We start from the raw sequence: 19,722 nt of genomic DNA, 5'->3' as shown, positions 1-19,722 counted from the left end.
CCCTCTCCGGGCCGGTCGCGGAAATGGATAGGGCAGAGGGCACGACAGTAAAGCGGATACGCGACCGCGCCGAACAGTCCGCGCTTACTCCGTCACATTGGCGTGATCGCGGACTTGACAGCGATCTGATGGAGTCCCGCCCATCTGACGGAGTGAGCGTGCCGCCTTTGGCGGAATGCGCGGCACCGCCGGACGATCGAGAACCCCCGGTCCCCGCGGTGAAGGGAGTTCCGAAGCCTGCCACCTCCTTGGTTCCACCCCTGTTTGAGAGCGGCCCATTAACGAAACGCTTTTGGAGTCATCCGTGAACGACACTCTGCTCGCCACCCGGCTCAAGCCCGCGCCGCAGCAGCCCGATTGGAGAGACGCCCCTCAGGTTCAGCGGGTCCGCGACGAACTCGCCTCCCGCCCCGCGCTCGTACGCTCCGCCGATGTGAGGACCCTGCGCGCCCATCTCGCCCAGGTCGCCCGGGGGGAATCCCAGGTGGTGCAGGCGGGCGACTGCGCGGAGGACCCGGCGGAGTGCACCTCGGGCTACGTCGCCCGGAAGGCCGGCCTGCTCGACATCCTCGCCGGCGTGCTGAAGATGATCACCCATAAGCCGGTGGTGCGGGCGGGCCGGATGGCCGGTCAGTTCGCCAAGCCGCGTTCGCGCCCCACCGAGCTGGTGCGGGGCGTGGAACTGCCCGTCTATCGCGGTCACATGGTCAACAGCCCCGAGCCGCACCCCGAGCGCCGCCGCCCCGACCCGCAGCGCCTGCTGTCCGGCTACCTCGCCGCGAGCGAGGCCATGACCCACCTCGGCTGGCTGGCCCCCGCGCGCCGCTCGGGCGTCTGCCCGCCGGTGTGGACGAGCCACGAGGCCCTGCTCCTCGACTACGAGGAGCCCATGGTCCGCCGGGACGAGACCGGGCGCGCCCTCCTCACCTCCACCCACTGGCCCTGGATCGGTGAGCGCACCCGGCAGGTGGACGGTGCCCACGTCGCCCTCCTGGCCGAGGTGGCCAACCCCGTGGCCTGCAAGGTCGGCCCCGGCATGGACGCCGACGAACTCCTCACGCTCTGCGAACTCCTCGACCCGGGCCGGGAGCACGGCCGGCTCACCCTGATCGCCCGCATGGGCGCCGACGCCGTGTCCGAGCGGCTCCCCGCGCTCGTCGAGGCCGTACGCGCCGCCGGACACCCGGTCATCTGGCTCACCGACCCCATGCACGGCAACACCGTCACCGCGCCCGACGGCCTCAAGACCCGGCTGCTCGACACCGTGGTCCGCGAGGTCCGCGGCTTCCAGTGCTCGGTCAGGACCGCGGGCGGCGTCGCCGGTGGCCTGCACCTGGAGACCACGCCCGAGAACGTCACCGAGTGCGTACGGGACGAGTCCGGGCTCGCGCACGTCGGCGACAAGTACACGAGCTTCTGCGACCCCCGGCTCAACCCCGCCCAGGCCATCGAGGTCGTCTCGGCCTGGCAGGGCTGACCGGGGAAGCCCTGCCGGGCCCCGGGCGACCACCGGAGGACCGAGAGCGAAGGAGAGGAAGTTCCATGGCTGGTATCCCCCCGATAGAGCCGTACCCGATGCCGACAGCGGGCGAGCTGCCCGGGAACACCGCCCGCTGGACGGTGGATCCCGCCCGCGCCGTGCTGCTGGTCCACGACATGCAGCGCTACTTCCTGGCCCCCCTGCCCGAAGGCGTCCGGGACGCCCTGGTGCGGCACACCGCCCTCCTCCGGGAGAGCTGCGCGGCGGCCGGCGTGCCGGTGGCGTACACGGCGCAGCCGGGCGGGATGAGCGAGGAACAGCGGGGCCTGCTGAAGGACTTCTGGGGGCCGGGCATGCGGGTGGCCCCCGCGGACCGGCTGGTGGTGGACGAGGTGGCGCCACGGGTGGGCGACTGGGTGTTCACCAAGTGGCGCTACAGCGCCTTCTTCCGCTCCGGACTGCTCGCGCGGATGCGCGCGGCCGGGCGGGACCAACTGGTGGTGTGCGGGGTGTACGCGCACGTGGGCGTGCTGATGACCGCCGTCGAGGCGTTCACGAACGACATCGAGACGTTCCTGGTGGGCGACGCGGTGGCGGACTTCTCCGCCGAGTACCACCGGCTGGCCCTGACCTACGCGGCGGAGCGGTGCGCGGTGGTCGCCACGGCCGGGGACCTGGCGGCCGCTCTGGCGGCGGACACGACGAAGGACCCCGGGGCGGCCTTCCCGGCCGGCCCGGCACAGTGGGAAGGAGTCACGGCATGAGCACGGGCACGGGGGATCTCCTGGGCCGGATCCTGGGCGGCGAGGTGCCCGCGTACGCGCTGGTGCACCGCCCGGACGCCACCGGGCCCGGGGCCATGGACCTGCTGGTGGGCGAGGTGTCGACGCCCGGGACCCTGGCCGACGTCCGGCTGCCCGCACCGGGCGGCGCGGGGCACGAGGCGCTGGTGGTGGTCCCGTACCGGCAGATCGCGGAGCGGGGTTTCGCCTGTGCCGATGACGGTGCTCCGTTGCTGGCGATGACGGTGACTGATCAGGCTGTTGTGGGTGTGGCGGAGGTTCTGGCCCGGATTCCCGAGGTGCCGCTCGCTCTTACCGGGGAGCATTTCGACGTCGATGATGACGCGTATGCCCGGATGGTGCGGCGGGTGATCGCGGAGGAGATCGGTGAGGGTACGGGTGCCAATTTCGTCATCAAGCGGTCTTTCACCGCGGACATCACCGGATACGGGCCCGAGCATGCTTTGACGTTCTTCCGGCGGTTGCTGGAGCGGGAGTCGGGGGCGTACTGGACGTTCCTGGTGCATACGGGTGAGCGGACCTTCGTGGGCGCGACTCCGGAGCGGCACATCAGTGTCGCGGGGGGCCGGGCGGTGATGAACCCGATCAGCGGGACCTACCGTTACCCGGCCGCGGGGCCCAGTCTTCCCGAGGTCATGGACTTCCTCGCGGACCGTAAGGAGACCGATGAGCTGTACATGGTGGTCGATGAGGAACTGAAGATGATGGCCCGGATCTGCACGGGTGGCGGCCGGGTGGTGGGGCCGTATCTGAAGGAGATGGCGCGTCTCGCGCACACCGAGTATCTGATCGAGGGCAGTACGGACCGGGATCCGCGCGAGATCCTGCGCGAGACGATGTTCGCGCCGACGGTGACGGGCAGCCCGCTGGAGAGTGCCTGCCGGGTCATCGACCGCTATGAGGAGTCGGGCCGCGGCTATTACAGCGGGGTGCTCGCCCTCATCGGCAGGGACAGCGCCGGGCAGCGGGTCCTGGACTCCTCGATCCTCATCCGCACCGCCGACATCGACCGTTCGGGGCGGGTGCGGATCGGGGTCGGGGCCACGCTGGTGCGTCATTCGGATCCGGGTTCGGAGGTGCTGGAGACGCGGGCGAAGGCGGCGGGGCTGATCTCCGCGCTGAAGGACGACGGGGCCGGCCGTTTCGGCCGTCACCCCCGGGTGCGGGCCGCCCTGGCGGAGCGGAATACGGGTATCGCCGGGTTCTGGCTGGCCCCCGACACCGAGCGGGCCCGCACCGTGCCGGTGCTGGCCGGGCGGCGGGTGCTGGTCGTGGATGCCGAGGACACCTTCACCTCCATGATCGACCACCAGCTGCGCGCCATGGGTTTGACGGTGACGGTTCGCCGTTTCGATGAGCCGTATTCCTTCGACGGGCACGATCTGGTGGTCATGGGCCCGGGCCCGGGTGATCCGAGGGAGCTTTCCCATCCCAAGATCGCCCATCTGGACGCGGCGATCGGCACTCTGCTCGATGAGCGGCGGCCTTTCCTCGCGGTCTGTCTCAGTCACCAGGTTCTCAGTTTGCGTCTGGGGCTGGAGCTGGGCCGTCGTGAGGTGCCGAATCAGGGTGTCCAGCGGGGGATCGATCTCTTCGGCAGTCCTGAACGTGTCGGTTTCTACAACACCTTCGCCGCCCGCAGTGCTACGGACACGGTCCCGTACGGCACTGCCGGGACCGTGGAGGTCAGCCGCGATCCCGCCAATGGTGAGGTGCATGCCCTGCGGGGCCCGCACTTCGCGTCCATGCAGTTCCACGCCGAGTCCGTCCTCACCCAGGACGGACCACGGATCGTGGGGAACCTGCTCGCCGGCCTCGTCGAAAAGGTGCCCGTCGCATGAGCCCGGCAGTGGTACGAACACCCCTGGAAACCCTGGCGGCCCCCGCCGCCGACCGGGTCGCCCGAGGCGGCTACGTCCTGGCCGAGGCCGAGGCCGACGCGGGCGGCGGCTCCCGCGACCCCGACGTCGTACTCGTCGCGGGCGGCGGCGAGGTGCCCGTCGCGCTGGACGCCCGGCGGATCCTCCAGCGCGAGGGCATCGCCACCCGCGTGGTCGCCATGCCGTGCGCCAAGTGGTTCCACGAGCAGGACCCCGCGTACCGCGACGCCGTCCTGCCGCCCGGCGCCCGCGCCACCGTCTCCGTCGGCGCGGGCACCGCCCTCGGCTGGTACCAGCTCCTGTGCCCGGCCCGCGAGACCGTCGGCCTGGACGGCGCCGGCGCCTTCGCCTCGTACCGCGCCCTTTACGAGCAGGGCGGGCTGACGGCCCAGCGGGTCGCCGCGGCCGCCCGCGCCGGACTGGCCCGCGGGCCGGGAGGGAACCGGCCGTGAGCACGGACGGGCTCGGGCGGCCGGCCGCGGCGGCTGCTCTGGGCGGACACGACCGTACGGAACCCCGCCTACCGCGACACCCGCCACGCCGACCGGCTGACCGCCCGGTCCACCGTCACCGCCCTCGCCGAGGAGACCCTCGAAGCCGTCGCCGACCACGGCAAGGCCACCGGCCGGCCCTGGACCGACGTGGGCCACGCCGCCGCCCGCCGCCTCCTCGGCCAGCTGCGGTGGTGCGGCATCGACCACCGCGAACTCACGACCCGCCTGGAGGCCGAGGCCCTCAAGGACCTCGACGAGTCCTGGCACCGCCTCCTCGACACCCTGACCCTCGCCCTGGAGACCGCCGCCGGGGCCCGCCCCGACGCCCGTACCCTCGACCGCCTCGACTTCCCTGACCGCCCCGACCAGGAGACTCCATGACGACCTGGCAGCCGCCCGTCACCGCGCTGACCGCGCGGATCCCCGGCTCCAAGAGCATCACCAACCGCGCCCTGCTGCTGGCCGCCGTCGCCCGCGGCACCACAGGCATCCGGGCACCCCTCGTCAGCGACGACACCCTCGCCTTCCGCACCGCCCTCACCACCCTCGGCGTGACCGTCCGCAGCGCCCCCGACGACCGCTGCTGGGAGGTCACCGGTACCGGCCGCGGCCCCACCGGGCCCGCCCGTGTCTGGTGCGCAGACGCAGGCACCGCCGCCCGTTTCCTGCCCCCCTTCGCCGCCACCGGGCAGGGCGAGTTCGTCTTCGACGGCTCCGCCCAGCTGCGCGCCCGGCCGCAGCGCCCCCTCGCCGAGGCGCTCGCACGCCTCGGCGCCGCCGTCCGCCCCGCACCCGAGGACGGTCCGCCGCTGCACTTCGACACCACCGGTCTGGACGGCGGGCGGCTCGTCCTCGACTCGTCCATGAGCAGTCAGTACCTCAGCGGGCTGCTGATGGCCGCGCCCCTGATGCGCGCCCCGCTCACCGTCGACGTCCACCACCTCGTCAGCCGCCCGTACCTCGACATGACCCTGGCCCTGATGCGGCACTTCGGCGCCGACGTCACCGAGGGCCCGCACGGCCGCATCACCGTACGGCCCGGCGGCTGCGCCCCCGCGGACCTGGTCGTCGAACCGGACGCCTCCACCGCCTCCTACGTCTTCGCCGCGGCCGCCGTCACCGGGCGCGCCGTCACCGTGCCCGGCCTCGGCACCCGCAGCGTCCAGGGCGACCTGCGCTTCGTCGAGGCGCTGCGCCGGGCCGGGGCGCACGTGGAGGTCGGGGAGACGGCCACCACCGTCGCCGGGACGGGGCCGCTGCGCGGCGGCTTCGACATCGACATGGGCGATATCTCGGACACGTTCATGACGCTCGCGGCCATCGCCCCGCTCGCCGACGCGCCCGTCACCGTGCGCGGCGTCGCCCACGCCCGGCTCAAGGAGTCCGACCGGGTCGCCGCCGTCGCCGAGAACCTCCGCGCCTGCGGCATCACCTGCGAGGAGGGCCCCGACCGGCTCACCGTCCACCCCGGCACACCGCGGCCCGCCCGTATCGCCTGCCACCGCGACCACCGGATCGCCATGGCCTTCTCCGTGCTCGGCCTGGCCGTGCCCGGCACCCTCACACTCGACGACCCCCACTGCGTGGCCAAGACCTTCCCCGGCTTCCACGCCGAGCTGCACCGGCTCTTCCCCGAGCACCCGCTCCCGCCGGGCGGTCCCCGCTGACCCCTTCACCCGGGAGCGGACACGAGCGGTCCGAGGCTCCAGGGCCTCGCCCGTTCGTCCGGGTCCCCGCTCCGGAGACCGCGCGTCGCGGCCGCACCGGGGCGGGCCGGTCCCGTCAGGCGAGCGCCGACCGACGCTGGCCCGCCAGGATCGCCACCGCTTCGAAGGTGGCGTCGACCAGCCCGCGCAGGGCGGCCAGCACCTCCGGATCGCTCATCTCGCCCGCCGCGTCCAGGCGGCGATCCGCCCGGCGGATGGCCACGGGCGGGTGCTCGACGACGACCGCCTCACAGGCGTCGAGCAGGTCCATCAGCGCGGGCTGGGCGTCGATCGCCCCGCGCCCGCTCGGCGAGGCGCTCAGCACGGCCACGACCCGCCCGGCGAGCGGGCTCGCGCCGTCCGGGCGGGACAGCCAGTCCAGCGCGTTCTTCAGCACCCCCGGCACCGCGCCGTTGTACGAGGGGGTGCTGATGACCAGGGCGTCGGCGTCCGCGACCAGCGCTCGCGCCGCCTGCACGGCCGTGGCCGCCCCGGAGCGCTCGACGTCCCCGTCGTAGAACGGCAGCCGGCCGATGGGCAGCGAGATCACCTCCGGGGCGCCCGGGGCGCTCTCCACGATGCGCCGCACGGCGCGCAGCGCCGCGGAATTCACGGACCCGCGGCGCAGGCTCCCGGAAATCAGCACCACCCTGGACATGTCGGTCTCCGTTCTCCCGGTCGTCGGCACGGTGCGGCCGGTGTCGGCGACCGGGAGAGTCCCCGTCGCCGACACCGAAGCGGTACCTCTCCGGCACCGCGCCCGCGTTTCCTTCCCGGCCCCTGGAGCGCTCGGCCCCCGGAGCGCTTTACGGGGACGCTCCCGTGACACCCGGGAGGACGGTCCCGCGGCGCGGAACGTCCGTGTGCGCCCGGGCGGGTTCCCGGCCCGGGCCCGCCGAGGCCCCGCGCCGCCGGTCGACCGCCCAGGCGAGCACCGCGCACACCCCGTGGACGCAGGCGAGGCCCCGGAGCGCGGGCGCCGCCGAACCGCCGCCGGAGGGACCCGCGTAGCAGGCGGCGAAGGTGAGCAGCACGACGACGGCACCGAACGCGTCGGCCACGCGGGGGCCGCCGCCCGCGATGCCGCGGCTCCTCCGGCCGTCCCGGATGACGCCGGGCAGGCCGGTTCCGGCGCGGCTGTACGTGGTGGGGTCGCTGTTCATGACCCCGCTCGGGCCGTTTCTCCGGCTGTTCTCGGTGACGTCGTGCAGGCTGGTTCCGGTGCGGCCGTACGCGGTGGGGTTGCTGTTCATGGCCCCACCCGGGCTGTTCCTCCGGCCGTCCCCGATGGCGTCGTGCAGGCCGGTTCCGGTGCGGCCGTACGCGGTGGGGTTGCTGTTCATGGCCCCACCCGGGCTGTTCCTCCGGCCGTCCCCGATGGCGTCGCGCAGGCCGGTTCCGGCGTGGCCGTACGCGGTGGGGTCGCTGTCCATGACCCCACCACGGCCGTTCCTCCGGCCGCCCCCGGCGACGTCGCGCACGCCGCTCCCCGCGCGGCCGTCCACGTCGTCGGCCGTACGGCTCAGAGCCCCCGCCCCCACGCCGCCGCACACGCACAGCGCCGTGAAGCCGGCCGCGAACCCTCCGCACGTGCCCCCAACCGTCGGCAGCAGCGCGGCCGTCACGGCCATGCCGAGCGTCCCCGCGAGGACGGCGCGCCCCGCGGTCCGGGGGCCGGGCGCCCTGCCGCCCAGGCTCCGGGCCGCCCGGCCGAGCAGCGCGCCCAGCAAGGCGTACGCGGCCGCCCGGCGCGGCGAGCAGCCGAACTCGCTCCGCAGGACCAGGCCGAAGGCCAGGCAGTGGCCGAGGAGCGCGCCGGACGTGCCCGCGCGCAGTGCCGCGGCCCAGCGGGCGCGGCGCGGCGCCACCGCCCGGGGCCGGACGGGAGGCACGACCCGCAAGACCCGTGCCGGCCGTAACGGAACCGGATCGTCCATCAGCAGCGCGGCCGCCGCCGCGACCAGCGCGACCGGGGGCAGCAGCGCGACGGCCACGTACGCCGGGCCCGACTCCCCGGCCGCCGCGATCACCAGCAGTCCCAGCGCCTGCGCGGTCACGACGCCGGACAGGCCGCCGCCCACACCCGGCGCGAGCCCGCGCTCCCGGTGGGGATACAGGGACGCGAGGTGCCGCGCGCCGACGGCGGGAAGCGTCCCCCCGCCCGCCCCGGCGGTCGCCGCGACGATCAGGAGCGTCCACAGCGGGGTGCCGGGCCGCTGTACGAGCCAGGCGGCGGCCAGGGCGGGCGGCAGCAGGGCGGCCGTCCCGAGGACGACCCGTGCCCGGCCGCCCGGCCGGTCCACGGGACCGGGGGCGCGCCGCCCCCGTGAACCGGCCCACCGCAGCGCCGCCCCGGCCGCCACCGGCGCGGCGACCAGCAGAAAAGCGCCCCCGGGACCGTACGCCGGGCCGGTTCCGGGGGACCCGAACAGCAGCAGCGCCGACCACATGCCCCACACGGAGAGGGCGAGGTGTCCGGAGAGGACGGTCACCGTCAGATTGCGTCGCGCGATGTGCTTCCCACCGCGCTCCCAGAAGTCCTCGTCCTCCGGGTCCCAGCTCTCGGTCCACGGACGGGAGGGTGCCGCTCGGGTCGTCATCTCTCCTCATCTCACGCAGGCAGGCGCCTAGGGGCGGTCGGGGCGGTCGAGGGGCGGTCCGGCCCACCGCGCCGGGTCCGGTCGCCCGAAGACCTCGGCGAGTCCCTCGGCCGGTCCTTCGGCGAGGTGCCCCGGCGCACGGGCGGGCACGGCTCATGGCACGAGACTGCGCGGCGGCGGCCGTGCCGGACAAGGCCGCCCCGGTTGATGCGTCAGGTCAGGGGGGCCGGGCCGGGGCCGTGAAGCGCCCAGAGGCCGGGGAAAAAGGGAGGACCTGACGGACCCGCAGACCGGCCGTTGACCCGTGAAAACGGAGCCGTCCAGATTGACAGGCGTGGGAAGCCGCGCCGGCCGGCGGCGGCACGTTCCGGACCGCTCGCGCGCGGCCGGCGAGGGGGCCGTGTCTCCCCCCGGGGCGGTGTCCGAGCCGCTGTTCTCTGGAAAAGAGGAGCCCCGCATGAGTGACAGCCATGTCGAGGTCTGCGTCGTCGGTGTCGGCCCGCGTGGCCTGTCCGTCCTGGAGCGGCTGTGCGCCAACGAGCGCGTCGCGCCCACGCATGCGGCCGTCACGGTGCATGTCGTCGATCCGTCGGCGCCCGGCGCGGGCACCGTGTGGCGCAGTGACCAGTCGCGTGAGCTGCTGATGAACACGGTGTCGTCGCAGATCACGGTGTACACGGACGACAGCGCCCGGATCGAGGGCCCGATCGAGCCGGGGCCGAGCCTGTACGAGTGGGCGCGCGGCGTGGCGGGGCGCGCCGGGGGAGCGGCCGGTCCGTACGACGGGGCGACTCTGGCCGAGGCCCGCGGACTGGGCCCGGACGCCTATCCGACCCGGGCGTTCTACGGCCGCTACCTCCACGACAGCTTCCGGCGGATCGTCGCCCGCGCCCCCACGCACATGACCGTCGAGACGCATCGCTCGCTGGTGGTCGCCATGGCCGATGTCGAAGGCGTGCCCGGCGGCCCCCAGGGCGTCCGCCTGGAGGACGGCACCCGGCTGAACCAGCTGGACGCGATCGTGATGGCGCTGGGCCATGTGCCGGCCCATCTTTCACCGCGCGAGGCCCGTACCGCGTCGCTCGCCCGTATCCACCACCTCGACTACGTCACCCCCGCCAACCCCGCCGATCTGGACCTGAGCGGGGTCCGGGGCGGCGAGCCGGTCCTGCTGCGCGGTCTGGGCCTGAACTTCTTCGACTACATGGCGCTCTTCACGGCCGGGCGGGGCGGGCGGTTCGTCCGTGCGGGCGGGAAGGTGGCCTACCGACCGTCCGGCCGGGAGCCGAAGATCTACGCCTTCTCCCGGCGTGGCGTCCCTTATCACGCACGGGGTGAGAACGAGAAGGGCGCATACGGCCGTTACCTTCCCAGGCTGCTGACGGCCGAGTACGTGGCCGGGCTGCGGGACCGCGTCCGTCGTGGGGGACCGGTGCGCTTCGGTGCCGATCTGTGGCCGTTGATCTCCCGTGAGGTGGAGAGCGTCTATTACGCCACTCTGCTGCGCTCCCTGGGGCGTGGTGGGGAGGCGGAGCCGTTCGCGGGCAGGTTCCTGGCTCTGGAGTCGGAGGAGGAGCGGGCGGGGCTGCTGGAGGCGTTCGGGATCGGCGGGGACGCGCGGTGGAGCTGGGAGCGGCTCTCGCGCCCGTACGGGGAGCGGGAGTTCGCCGGTCGCGGGGAGTTCCACGCGTGGCTGCTGGGGTATCTGGCGGAGGACGTGCGGGCGGCCCGCGCGGGCAATGTCAGCGGGCCGCTGAAGGCGGCGCTGGACGTGATGCGGGATCTGCGCAACGAGATCCGTCTCGCGGTCGACCACGGCGGTCTGGAGGGCACCTCGCACCGTGACGACCTGGAGGGCTGGTACACCCCGCTGAACGCGTTCTTGTCGATCGGCCCGCCCGCGTCGCGGATCGAGGAGATGATCGCGCTGATCGAGGCCGGGGTGCTGGAGGTGACCGGGCCGGGGACGGTCGTGCGCATCGACACCGCGGACCCCGCGTTCGTGGCGACCTCCACGGCGGTGCCCGGGGCTCCGGTACGGGCGCGCACGCTGATCGAGGCCCGGCTTCCCGAGCCTGACCTGCGGCGTACCGCGGATCCGTTGCTGCGGCACTTGTTGAACACTGACCAGATCACGACTTTCCGTATCGACGCGGCGTCGGGTACGAGTTATGAGACGGGCGGTCTCGCGGTCACCGAGCGGCCGTACCACGTGATCGACGGGAGAGGCCATGTCCATCCTCGACGGTTCGCCTACGGCGTGCCGACCGAAGCCGTGCACTGGGTGACCGCGGCCGGCATCCGTCCCGGAGTCGACTCCGTCACCCTCGGCGACTCCGACGCCATCGCCCGCGCCGTCCTCACCCTCCCACCCGTCGCCCACATCCCCCACGCCCTGCGGCCGGTGACGGAGGACACGGATCCGTCGGGCGTGATCGTATGAGCGCGGTCCCGGGGCCGCCCGTACGGGGGCCTCTGACGCCCTGAAGGGACGCACGCTACGGTCGTGACATGAGGCGTATGTCTGTTCGGTAACTCGTGAAACGAAGATCGGCCAGACGCCCAGCCGCGTGGTTAGGATGATCCGCGTATTCCGTTTTGGACGGGACGTCAGGACACCACCTGTCCACGCCGACCGTATGCCCCCTTCGCCCACGAGGAATTGATGTCACATCACATACCGGAGGTGGTGAGCTGGTGTCTGGCCGTCGCGCTGGTCGCCGTGGCGGTGCTGCTCGTGCGCCAGCGGGGGATCACCGCCGCCGTGCGCCGGCGGGTCAGCGCGCTGGAGGACGGCCTTCAGGCACGTGACACCGAGGTGCGGCACCTGGTCGCCGTCCGGCTGCCCGCCGTGACGGCCTCCATGCACCAGCCCGTGCCCCTGCCGGGGCTGCTCGACGAGCGGCTGACCGGCACCGTGTTCGCCCAGGGCCTTCAGTCCGTGATGGAGACCTTCACCCAGGCCGTGGACAAGGCGCAGGCCCGCGCCGACCAGTCGGCGAAGGCCGCGCTCAAGGCGTCCATGCGCGCCTTGCAGGGGCTGGCGCACGAACAGCAGCTGGCCATCTCCGACATGCAGGAGCGGCACGACAACCCCGACGTGCTGCGCGACCTCCTCCAGATCGACCACGCCAACTCCCAGTTCGGCCGCCGCGCCCAGGCCATCTCCGTGCTGTGCGGCTCCTGGCCCGGCCGGCAGCGCAGTGCGTCCCCGCTGACCGACGTCGTACGCGGCGCCACCTCGCGGATCCGCGACTACCGGCGCGTACAGGTGCACAACCAGGCCGATCTCGCCGTCGTCAGCAGGGTCGTGGAGCCCGTGGTGCTGGCCGTCGCCGAGCTGCTGGACAACGCCGCCCGTCACTCGCAGCCCAACACCACCGTGCAGGTCGGCCTCCAGCCCGTGCACAACGGCGCCTGCGTGGTCATCGACGACGCGGGCGTGGGCATGGACGGCCAGGAGGTGCAGCGGGCGGCCGCGCTGCTGTCCGGCCAGCGGACCGTCGACGTCTCCCGGCTCGGCGACCCGCCGCAGTTCGGCTTCCCCGTCATCGGCGTGCTCGCCGCCCGCTACGGGTTCAGCGTCTCCGTCGACACCCGCTCGCCGTACGGCGGTGTGCGGGCCGTGCTGTTCCTGCCCAGCGCGCTGCTGGTGCACCTTGAGATCGACGGGCCCGACACCACGCCGCTCGGGCCCCCCGGCCGTACGGCTTCCAAGGGCGTACGGCACGACGAGGTCCGCGATGCCCCCGGGTCGCACGAGGTTCCCGGAATGTCCGAGGCTCCCCGTGCCTCCGGTGCGGCCGGTGTTCCCGGCGGTGCCGATGCCGCCGGAGCCGCGTTCCCCGGACAGCGGGTCCCGGGCGGCGTTCCGCACGCCGCCGATGCCTTCCCGCCGCCCGCCCCTCGCGGCGGCCCCGCCGGCCCCGCCGGCCACCCGGACCCTCCGCCCCCTCCGGCCGTACCGGCGACACCGCCCCCATGGCGCCCGCCCCCGGCGCCTTCCCGCCCGCCCGCCCGGCCGTCGGCTCCCCGGACGGCCACCCGGGAGCCGTCACCGGCTCCACCGCGGGCGGCCTGCCCAAGCGCCGCCGCAGGCAGCCCACGGCGGGCGCCGGGCAGGCGCCCGCCGAGCAGACCGTGGAGATCCTGGGGCTGGGCGGCATGACGACCCCGCCCGGCGGTACGCCCCTCGACCTGGACGGACCGCCGCCCCGCAGCCCGGAGGAGACCGCCCGGCGCATGGGCGCCTTCGCGCGCGGCACCCGCTCCGGCCGCACCGGGCACCCCGGCCACGCCCCCCGCCACGGCGGCCACCCCGAACAGGCACCCGAAGACGACGAAGGGAACACCCCAGCGTGAACGACCACCTGAACAACGAGCTGGGCTGGATGCTGGACGAGGTCGTGAAGATGCCGGAGGCCCGGCACGCGATCCTCCTCTCCTCCGACGGAATGCTCCGCGCCCGCTCCGAGGGCATCGAGCGCGACGAGGCCGAGCGGCAGGCCGCCGCCCTCTCCGGCCTCCAGTCCATCAGCCGCTCCACCGCCGAGTTCTGCAGCCCGCAGATCCAGCAGTCCGGCCCCTGGCGGCAGACCCTCGTGGAGTTCGCGGGCGGCTACGTCTTCCTCATCGCCGCCGGCCCCGGCGCCTACCTCGCCGTCTCGGCCACCGAGCACGTCGACATGGAGGCCGTGACCTACCGCATGCAGAAGCTCGTCGACCGGCTCGGCAAGGAGCTCACCAGCCCGCCCCGGCGGGACGCCTGGCAGGGCGGCAGCCCGGCATGACCCCGCCCACGCCGAGGCGCGGACAAGGATTAGTACGGCCGTACGTCGTCACCGACGGCCGCGCCCACCCGACCCGCAACACGTTCGACCTGGTCACCCTCGTCATCGCCCAGTACGACCGCCCGCTCGGCGGACTGAGCCCCGAGAAGTACCGGCTCATGGAACTCTGCCTCGGCGGGCCGCTGTCCGTCGCCGAGATCGCCGGCCATCTGATGCTGCCCGTCAGCGTCACCAAGGTGCTGCTCGGCGATCTCGTGGACAGCGGTCACCTCATCACCCGGGCCCCCATCCCCTCGGCGCAACTTCCCGAGGCCCAGATTCTTCAGGAGGTGCTGGATGGACTCCGCGCTCGCCTCTGACGGAGCGCTCTACCTGCGGCGGTCCGTGCGGACCGCCGCGAAGCTCCTCGTCGTGGGCCACTTCGCGGTGGGCAAGACGACCTTCGTCGGCTCGCTGTCGGAGATCCGGCCGCTGCGCACCGAGGAGACCATGACGCAGGCCGGGGCGCTCGTCGACGACCTGGCCGGCATCGACGGCAAGACGACCACCACGGTCGCCATGGACTTCGGCCGGGTCACCCTCAGCGACAGCCTCGTCCTCTATCTCTTCGGCGCCCCCGGCCAGCAGCGCTTCACCCGGCTCTGGCAGGACATGACCCATGGGGCCCTCGGCGCGCTCGTGCTCGCCGACACCCGTCGGCTTGAGCAGTCGTTCGACGTCATGGGGCTGCTGGAGGAGCACGGCCTGCCGTACGCCGTCGCCGTCAACCATTTCGACGGCGCCCCGGCCCACCCCGAGGAGGAGATCCGCGAGGCCCTCGACCTCCTCCCCGAGACCCCGCTGATCACCTGCGACGCCCGCGACCGGATCTCCTCCACCCGCGCCCTGATCGCCCTCGTGGAATACCTCCAGGCGCGACAGGCGGCCCCGGCGGGTCCGGCGGGTCCGGCACCGGTCCCCGGCGGTCCGGCCGGGCACGCCGCCCCGTACGCCCAGGAGCCCGTGTGACCCACCGCCCCGACGCCGGCCCCGGAGCGGGGTCCGGCGCACCGCCGGGCTGCCCCGCGCACCACGGCGGCGCCACCCCCATGTACGGGCCGGACTTCGCCGCCGACCCGCACGCCGTCTACCGGCGGCTGCGGGCCCTCGGGCCGGCGGCCCCGGTCGAGCTGGCGCCCGGCGCCCACGCCACCCTCGTCACCGACTACCGGGCCGCGCTGGAGGTGCTCCGCAGCCCCGAGATCTTCGCCAAGGACGCCCGCCGCTGGCGCGCCCTCGCCGACGGCCGGGTCGCCGCCGACAACCCCGTCGTCCCGATGATGGCCTACCGGCCCAACTGTCTCTTCTCCGACGGGGACGCCCACCGCCGGCTCCGCCAGGCCGTCACCGACTCCCTGTCCCGGATCGACCCCAACGCCCTGCGCGGCTATGTCGAGCGCAGCGCCGACACCCTCATCGACCGCTTCGCCGGCCTCGGCGAGGCCGACCTCCTCGGCGCCTACGCCAAGGTCCTGCCGCTCCTGGTCTTCCAGCAGCTCTTCGGCTGCCCGCCGGAGCTCGGCGACCGCCTCGTCGAGGGCTTCTCCGGGATCTTCGACGGCGTCGACGCCGAGCGCGCCGACGCCCTCATCGCCGACAGCCTCGTCGAACTCATCGGCCTCAAGCACACCGAGCCCGGCGCCGATATGACCTCCTGGCTGATGGCCCACCACGCCCGGCTCACCGACGAGGAGATGATCCACCAGCTCGTCGTCCTCATCGGCGCCGGCACCGAGCCCCAGCAGAACCTCATCGCCAACGCGCTGCGGCTGCTGCTCTCCGACGACCGCTTCGCCGGCGACCTGGCCGGCGGCAGCATGCCCGTCGAGGACGCCCTGGACGAGGTCCTCTGGCTCGACCCGCCGATGGCCAACTACGGCGTGCACTACCCCGTGCAGGACGTCGACTTCGGCGGCGTCCCGCTGCGCGCCGGCGAGCCCGTGGTCGTCAGCTTCGCCGCGGCCAACACCGACCCCGCCCTCCTCTCCGACCAGCGCACCGGCAACCGCGCCCACCTCGCCTGGAGCGCCGGCCCGCACACCTGCCCCGCCAAGGACGCCGCCCGGCTCATCGCGGCCGTCGCCGTCGAGAAGCTCCTCGACCGGCTGCCCGACCTGGAGCTGGCCGTCCCCGCCGACCGCCTGGTCTGGCGGCCGGGCCCCTTCCACCGCGCGCTCACCGCCCTGCCCGTCCGCTTCCCCCCGGTCCACCCCACCAGGCCCGCCCCCGCGCCCGTCCACGACCTCGCGGCGTCCGGCGTGCCCGGTGCCGCGGGAGGGCCCGGAGCCCCGTACCACCACCGTCAGCAGCAGGCCGAGACCCCTGGAGACCCCCGATGGAAAGCCAGCTCAGTCAGCTCAGCAGGACCGGTGCCGTCGCCATCGACCCCACCGGCAGTGACATCCACGGCGAGGCCGCCCGGATCCGGGCCCGCGGAGCGGCGACGCCCGTGGAGCTTCCTGGGGGAGTGGTGGCATGGGCAGTGACGACCCAGCCGCTCCTGAAGCAGCTCCTCACCGACCCCCGCGTCTCCAAGGACCCGCGCCGCCACTGGCCGGCCTGGATCAACGGTGAGATCTCGCCGGAGTGGCCGCTCTTCACCTGGGTCGCGGTGCAGAACATGTTCACCGCCCACGGCGCCGACCACAAGCGGCTGCGGAGCCTCGTCGCCCGCGCCTTCACCGCCCGTCGCACCGCCGCCCTGCGCCCCCGCATCGAGGAGCTCGCCCAGGGCCTCCTCGACGACCTCGCGGCCACCCCGGCCGGCCGCCCGGTCGACCTCCGCGAGAACTACGCGTACCCCATCCCCATCCAGGTCATCTGCGAGCTGTTCGGCGTCACCGACGAGGCCACCCGCGAGGGCCTGCGCGCCTGCGTCGACAGCATCTTCCACACCTCCGCCGACGCCGACGAGGTCACGGCCACCTACGCCCGGGTCTACGAGATCCTCGCCGGCATCGTCGCCGCCAAGCGCGCCACCCCCGGCGACGACATGACCAGCATCCTGATCTCGGCCCGCGACGAGGACGGCTCCCGCCTCACCGAGCAGGAGCTGATCGACACCCTGCTGCTGGTGATCAGCGCCGGTCACGAGACCACCGTCAACCTCCTCGACAACGCCATCCACGCCCTCCTCACCCACCCCGGCCAGCTCGCGCTCGTCCGGGACGGGAAGGCCGACTGGGACGCGGTGATCGACGAGACCCTCCGCGTCCAGGCCCCCGTCGCCAGCCTGCCGCTGCGCTACGCCACCGAGGACATCGCCCTCGACGGCGTCACCATCCGCCGCGGCGAGCCCATCCTGGCCGCCTACGCCGCCGCCGGCCGCGACCCGGAGCTGCACGGCGAGGACGCCGACCGCTTCGACGTCACCCGCGCCGTCAAGGACCACCTCGCCTTCGGCCACGGCGTCCACTTCTGCCTCGGCGCGCCCCTCGCCCGGCTGGAGGCCGCGGTCGCCCTGCCCGCCCTCTTCGCGCGCTTCCCCGACCTGGCCCTCGCCGACCCGGAAGGGCTGCGTCCGGTGGAGTCCTTCATCTCCAACGGGCACCGGAGCCTGCCCGTACTGCTGACGCGCTGACGCGCTGACGGGGCGGGGCCGGCGGGTCGGCGTACCGGCCGCCGGCCGGACTGTCGCGTTGGCCACTTTCCCCGGATCCGAGGAGCCCGTTCACCCACCGCTTCCCGGGCCCCCGCACCCCTTTCCGGAGTCCGCTTATAACCCCGGCCGGCGCCCTCGGGCGCCGGTACCGGCCCGTCTTAACGCCTCTTTAACGGCTTTCGCCTCGCATAGGCAGCCAGGTGGGGCGGCGTGGATACGAATGCCTTGCCATCCTCTACGATCCTCTGCGTGTCCAAATTGACCGACCTGCCGAAACGGATCCTGATCGGGCGGGCGCTGCACAGCAACAAGCTGGGAGAAACCCTTCTCCCCAAACGTGTCGCGCTCCCCGTCTTCGCCTCCGACCCCCTCTCCTCCGTGGCGTACGCGCCGGGCGAAGTGCTTCTCGTGCTCTCCGTGGCAGGTGTGTCGGCCTACCACTTCAGTCCCTGGATCGCCGTCGCGGTCGTGGTGCTGATGTTCACGGTGGTCGCCTCGTACCGCCAGAACGTGCACGCGTACCCCAGCGGCGGCGGTGACTACGAGGTCGCCAACACCAACCTCGGGCCCAAGGCCGGCCTCACCGTCGCCAGCGCCCTGCTCGTCGACTACGTCCTGACCGTCGCGGTCTCGATCTCCTCCGGCATCGAGAACCTGGGCTCCGCCGTCCCGTTCGTGGTCGAGCACAAGACGGCCTGCGCCGTCGGGGTGATCGTGCTGCTGACCCTGATGAACCTGCGGGGCGTCAAGGAGTCCGGGAAGCTCTTCGCCATCCCGACGTACATCTTCGTCGGCGGCGTCTTCATCATGATCGTCTGGGGCGCGGTACGCGGCCTGATCATGGGCCAGACCATGAAGGCGCCCACCGCCGACTACACCATCCACGCCGAGCACCAGGGCCTGGCCGGCTTCGCGCTCGTCTTCCTGCTGCTGCGCGCCTTCTCCTCCGGCTGTGCCGCGCTCACCGGCGTGGAGGCCATCAGCAACGGCGTGCCCGCCTTCCGCAAGCCCAAGAGCAAGAACGCGGCGACCACCCTCGCCCTCATGGGCGGCCTCGCCGTCACCATGTTCTGCGGCATCATCGCCCTGGCCATGACCACCAAGGTGCGGATGGCCGAGCACCCGGCCACGGACCTGCTCAAGGACGGCCGGCCGGTCGGCTCCGGCTACACCCAGAACCCGGTGATCTCCCAGGTCGCCGAGGCGGTCTTCGGCAACGGCTCGTTCCTCTTCATCGTGCTCGCCGCCGCCACCGCCCTCGTGCTCTTCCTGGCCGCCAACACCGCGTACAACGGCTTCCCGCTGCTCGGCTCGATCCTCGCCCAGGACCGCTACCTGCCGCGCCAGCTGCACACCCGCGGCGACCGGCTCGCGTTCTCCAACGGCATCGTGCTGCTGGCCGGCGCCGCCGCCATACTCGTCGTGATCTACGGGGCCGACTCCACCCGGCTCATCCAGCTGTACATCGTCGGCGTCTTCGTCTCCTTCACCCTCAGCCAGATCGGCATGGTCCGGCACTGGAACCGCCACCTGGCCACCGAGGGCGACCCGGCCGAGCGCCGCCGCATGGTCCGCTCCCGCGCGATCAACACCTTCGGCGCGTTCTTCACCGGCCTGGTCCTCGTCGTCGTGCTGCTGACGAAGTTCACCCACGGCGCCTGGGTCGCGCTGCTCGGCATGGTGATCTTCTACGCCACCATGACCGCGATCCGGAAGCACTACGACCGGGTCGCCGAGGAGATCGCCGCCGAGGACGAGCCGGGCGACGAGACCGTACGCCCCTCCCGGGTGCACTCCATCGTCCTCGTCTCCAAGGTCCACAAGCCCACCCTGCGGGCCCTGGCCTACGCCAAGCTGATGCGCTCCGACACCCTCGAAGCGCTCAGCATCAGCGTCGACGCGGCCGAGACCAAGGCCCTGCGCGACGAGTGGCACCGCCGTGGTGTCGACGTCCCGCTGAAGATCCTCGACTCGCCGTACCGGGAGATCACCCGCCCGATCATCGACTACGTCAAGAGCCTCCGTAAGGAGAGCCCGCGCGACGTGGTGAGCGTGTACATCCCCGAGTACGTGGTCGGGCACTGGTACGAGCACCTGCTCCACAACCAGAGCGCGCTGCGCCTCAAGGGCCGGCTGCTCTTCACCCCGGGCGTCATGGTCACCTCGGTGCCCTGGCAGCTCGACTCCTCCGAGGCCGCCAAGCGGCGGGCCCGCAAGCGAGCCGAGTGGAACGCGCCGGGCTCGGTGCGCCGCGGCCCGGTCGCCGAACCGAAGCGGGAGAAGGCCGCGACGAAGCGGTAGCCGCGTGGCGGCGCCGGAACGTCAGGAG

17 protein-coding genes are annotated in these 19,722 nt (G+C 73.3%); 15 read left to right on the top strand and 2 right to left on the bottom strand.

Translation table 11 applies throughout. From position 1 onward, the window contains the following. Positions 1-304: 304 nt before the first annotated feature. The 6 genes from AF335_RS16525 (at position 305) to aroA (ending at position 6,324) form a co-directional block, all read left to right on the top strand. The gene (locus tag AF335_RS16525; protein WP_102919137.1) at positions 305-1,477 is read left to right on the top strand and encodes a 3-deoxy-7-phosphoheptulonate synthase; all 1,173 of its coding nucleotides are present in this window, start codon (positions 305-307) and stop codon (positions 1,475-1,477) included. 65 nt (positions 1,478-1,542) lie between these two features. Then, positions 1,543-2,244 (top strand): isochorismatase family protein, encoded by a 702-nt coding sequence (locus AF335_RS16520; protein ID WP_102919136.1) that lies wholly within the window; start codon positions 1,543-1,545, stop codon positions 2,242-2,244. Beyond that, entirely contained in the window at positions 2,241-4,124 is a 1,884-nt protein-coding gene (locus tag AF335_RS16515; RefSeq protein WP_102919135.1) for an anthranilate synthase family protein, read from the top strand. Before AF335_RS16520 ends, AF335_RS16515 begins: the two co-directional genes overlap by 4 nt. Continuing rightward, the gene (locus AF335_RS16510; protein WP_102919134.1) at positions 4,121-4,615 is read left to right on the top strand and encodes a transketolase-like TK C-terminal-containing protein; all 495 of its coding nucleotides are present in this window, start codon (positions 4,121-4,123) and stop codon (positions 4,613-4,615) included. The genes AF335_RS16515 and AF335_RS16510 overlap by 4 nt, the downstream gene beginning before the upstream one ends. A 33-nt stretch (positions 4,616-4,648) precedes the next feature. Then, complete coding sequence (locus AF335_RS16505) at positions 4,649-5,038, top strand: transaldolase family protein (RefSeq protein WP_102919133.1); 390 nt, start codon at positions 4,649-4,651, stop codon at positions 5,036-5,038. Then, a complete protein-coding gene (gene aroA, locus AF335_RS16500) occupies positions 5,035-6,324 on the top strand; it encodes a 3-phosphoshikimate 1-carboxyvinyltransferase (protein ID WP_102919132.1) in 1,290 nt (429 codons plus the stop codon). Before AF335_RS16505 ends, aroA begins: the two co-directional genes overlap by 4 nt. A 115-nt stretch (positions 6,325-6,439) precedes the next feature. Here aroA and AF335_RS16495 read toward each other — a convergent pair whose 3' ends face one another. Together AF335_RS16495 and AF335_RS16490 are read right to left on the bottom strand one after the other, a co-directional pair. After that, positions 6,440-7,021 (bottom strand): NADPH-dependent FMN reductase, encoded by a 582-nt coding sequence (locus AF335_RS16495; protein ID WP_146045539.1) that lies wholly within the window; start codon positions 7,019-7,021, stop codon positions 6,440-6,442. A gap of 148 nt (positions 7,022-7,169) precedes the next feature. Further along, complete coding sequence (locus AF335_RS16490) at positions 7,170-8,963, bottom strand: MFS transporter (protein ID WP_102919130.1); 1,794 nt, start codon at positions 8,961-8,963, stop codon at positions 7,170-7,172. Positions 8,964-9,420: 457 nt separating this feature from the next. Here AF335_RS16490 and AF335_RS16485 point away from each other — a divergent pair, with 457 nt between their 5' ends. From AF335_RS16485 to AF335_RS16445, 9 genes are all read left to right on the top strand, one after another. Further along, on the top strand, positions 9,421-11,406 hold the full coding sequence (locus AF335_RS16485; RefSeq protein ID WP_102919129.1) for an FAD/NAD(P)-binding protein: 1,986 nt from the start codon (positions 9,421-9,423) through the stop codon (positions 11,404-11,406). A 222-nt stretch (positions 11,407-11,628) separates the two neighbouring features. Further along, positions 11,629-13,131: an ATP-binding protein gene (locus AF335_RS16480; RefSeq protein WP_244927052.1), complete on the top strand. Its 1,503-nt coding sequence runs from the start codon at positions 11,629-11,631 to the stop codon at positions 13,129-13,131. After that, a complete protein-coding gene (locus AF335_RS34670; protein ID WP_170127716.1) occupies positions 13,128-13,325 on the top strand; it encodes a hypothetical protein in 198 nt (65 codons plus the stop codon). The genes AF335_RS16480 and AF335_RS34670 overlap by 4 nt, the downstream gene beginning before the upstream one ends. Then, positions 13,322-13,753: a roadblock/LC7 domain-containing protein gene (locus tag AF335_RS16470; protein WP_087925836.1), complete on the top strand. Its 432-nt coding sequence runs from the start codon at positions 13,322-13,324 to the stop codon at positions 13,751-13,753. The genes AF335_RS34670 and AF335_RS16470 overlap by 4 nt, the downstream gene beginning before the upstream one ends. Continuing rightward, entirely contained in the window at positions 13,750-14,112 is a 363-nt protein-coding gene (locus AF335_RS16465; RefSeq protein ID WP_102919127.1) for a DUF742 domain-containing protein, read from the top strand. The genes AF335_RS16470 and AF335_RS16465 overlap by 4 nt, the downstream gene beginning before the upstream one ends. Beyond that, a complete protein-coding gene (locus AF335_RS16460) occupies positions 14,090-14,761 on the top strand; it encodes a GTP-binding protein (protein WP_102919126.1) in 672 nt (223 codons plus the stop codon). Before AF335_RS16465 ends, AF335_RS16460 begins: the two co-directional genes overlap by 23 nt. A gap of 80 nt (positions 14,762-14,841) precedes the next feature. Beyond that, the gene (locus tag AF335_RS16455; protein ID WP_228772890.1) at positions 14,842-16,278 is read left to right on the top strand and encodes a cytochrome P450; all 1,437 of its coding nucleotides are present in this window, start codon (positions 14,842-14,844) and stop codon (positions 16,276-16,278) included. Further along, a complete protein-coding gene (locus tag AF335_RS16450) occupies positions 16,275-17,372 on the top strand; it encodes a cytochrome P450 family protein (protein WP_311775577.1) in 1,098 nt (365 codons plus the stop codon). The genes AF335_RS16455 and AF335_RS16450 overlap by 4 nt, the downstream gene beginning before the upstream one ends. A 270-nt stretch (positions 17,373-17,642) precedes the next feature. Continuing rightward, positions 17,643-19,694 (top strand): APC family permease, encoded by a 2,052-nt coding sequence (locus AF335_RS16445; protein ID WP_102919124.1) that lies wholly within the window; start codon positions 17,643-17,645, stop codon positions 19,692-19,694. Positions 19,695-19,722: the final 28 nt, after the last annotated feature.

Origin of the sequence: Streptomyces eurocidicus (assembly GCF_002891295.1) — a bacterium.
Taxonomy (GTDB): Bacteria; Actinomycetota; Actinomycetes; order Streptomycetales; family Streptomycetaceae; genus Streptomyces; species Streptomyces eurocidicus.
Note: the sequence above shows the minus strand (reverse complement) of the source record. Positions and strands in the feature narration are given on the sequence as shown.

What these genes read in the sequence shown, in the direction of transcription:
- AF335_RS16520 (WP_102919136.1), top strand. Translation starts at nt 1,543, where the DNA reads ATGGCTGGTATCCCCCCGATAGAGCCGTACCCGATGCCGACAGCGGGC.
- AF335_RS16515 (WP_102919135.1), top strand. Translation starts at nt 2,241, where the DNA reads ATGAGCACGGGCACGGGGGATCTCCTGGGCCGGATCCTGGGCGGCGAG.
- AF335_RS16510 (WP_102919134.1), top strand. Translation starts at nt 4,121, where the DNA reads ATGAGCCCGGCAGTGGTACGAACACCCCTGGAAACCCTGGCGGCCCCC.
- aroA (WP_102919132.1), top strand. Translation starts at nt 5,035, where the DNA reads ATGACGACCTGGCAGCCGCCCGTCACCGCGCTGACCGCGCGGATCCCC.
- AF335_RS16495 (WP_146045539.1), bottom strand. Translation starts at nt 7,021, where the DNA reads ATGTCCAGGGTGGTGCTGATTTCCGGGAGCCTGCGCCGCGGGTCCGTG.
- AF335_RS16490 (WP_102919130.1), bottom strand. Translation starts at nt 8,963, where the DNA reads ATGACGACCCGAGCGGCACCCTCCCGTCCGTGGACCGAGAGCTGGGAC.
- AF335_RS16485 (WP_102919129.1), top strand. Translation starts at nt 9,421, where the DNA reads ATGAGTGACAGCCATGTCGAGGTCTGCGTCGTCGGTGTCGGCCCGCGT.
- AF335_RS16480 (WP_244927052.1), top strand. Translation starts at nt 11,629, where the DNA reads ATGTCACATCACATACCGGAGGTGGTGAGCTGGTGTCTGGCCGTCGCG.
- AF335_RS34670 (WP_170127716.1), top strand. Translation starts at nt 13,128, where the DNA reads ATGACGACCCCGCCCGGCGGTACGCCCCTCGACCTGGACGGACCGCCG.
- AF335_RS16465 (WP_102919127.1), top strand. Translation starts at nt 13,750, where the DNA reads ATGACCCCGCCCACGCCGAGGCGCGGACAAGGATTAGTACGGCCGTAC.
- AF335_RS16460 (WP_102919126.1), top strand. Translation starts at nt 14,090, where the DNA reads ATGGACTCCGCGCTCGCCTCTGACGGAGCGCTCTACCTGCGGCGGTCC.
- AF335_RS16455 (WP_228772890.1), top strand. Translation starts at nt 14,842, where the DNA reads ATGTACGGGCCGGACTTCGCCGCCGACCCGCACGCCGTCTACCGGCGG.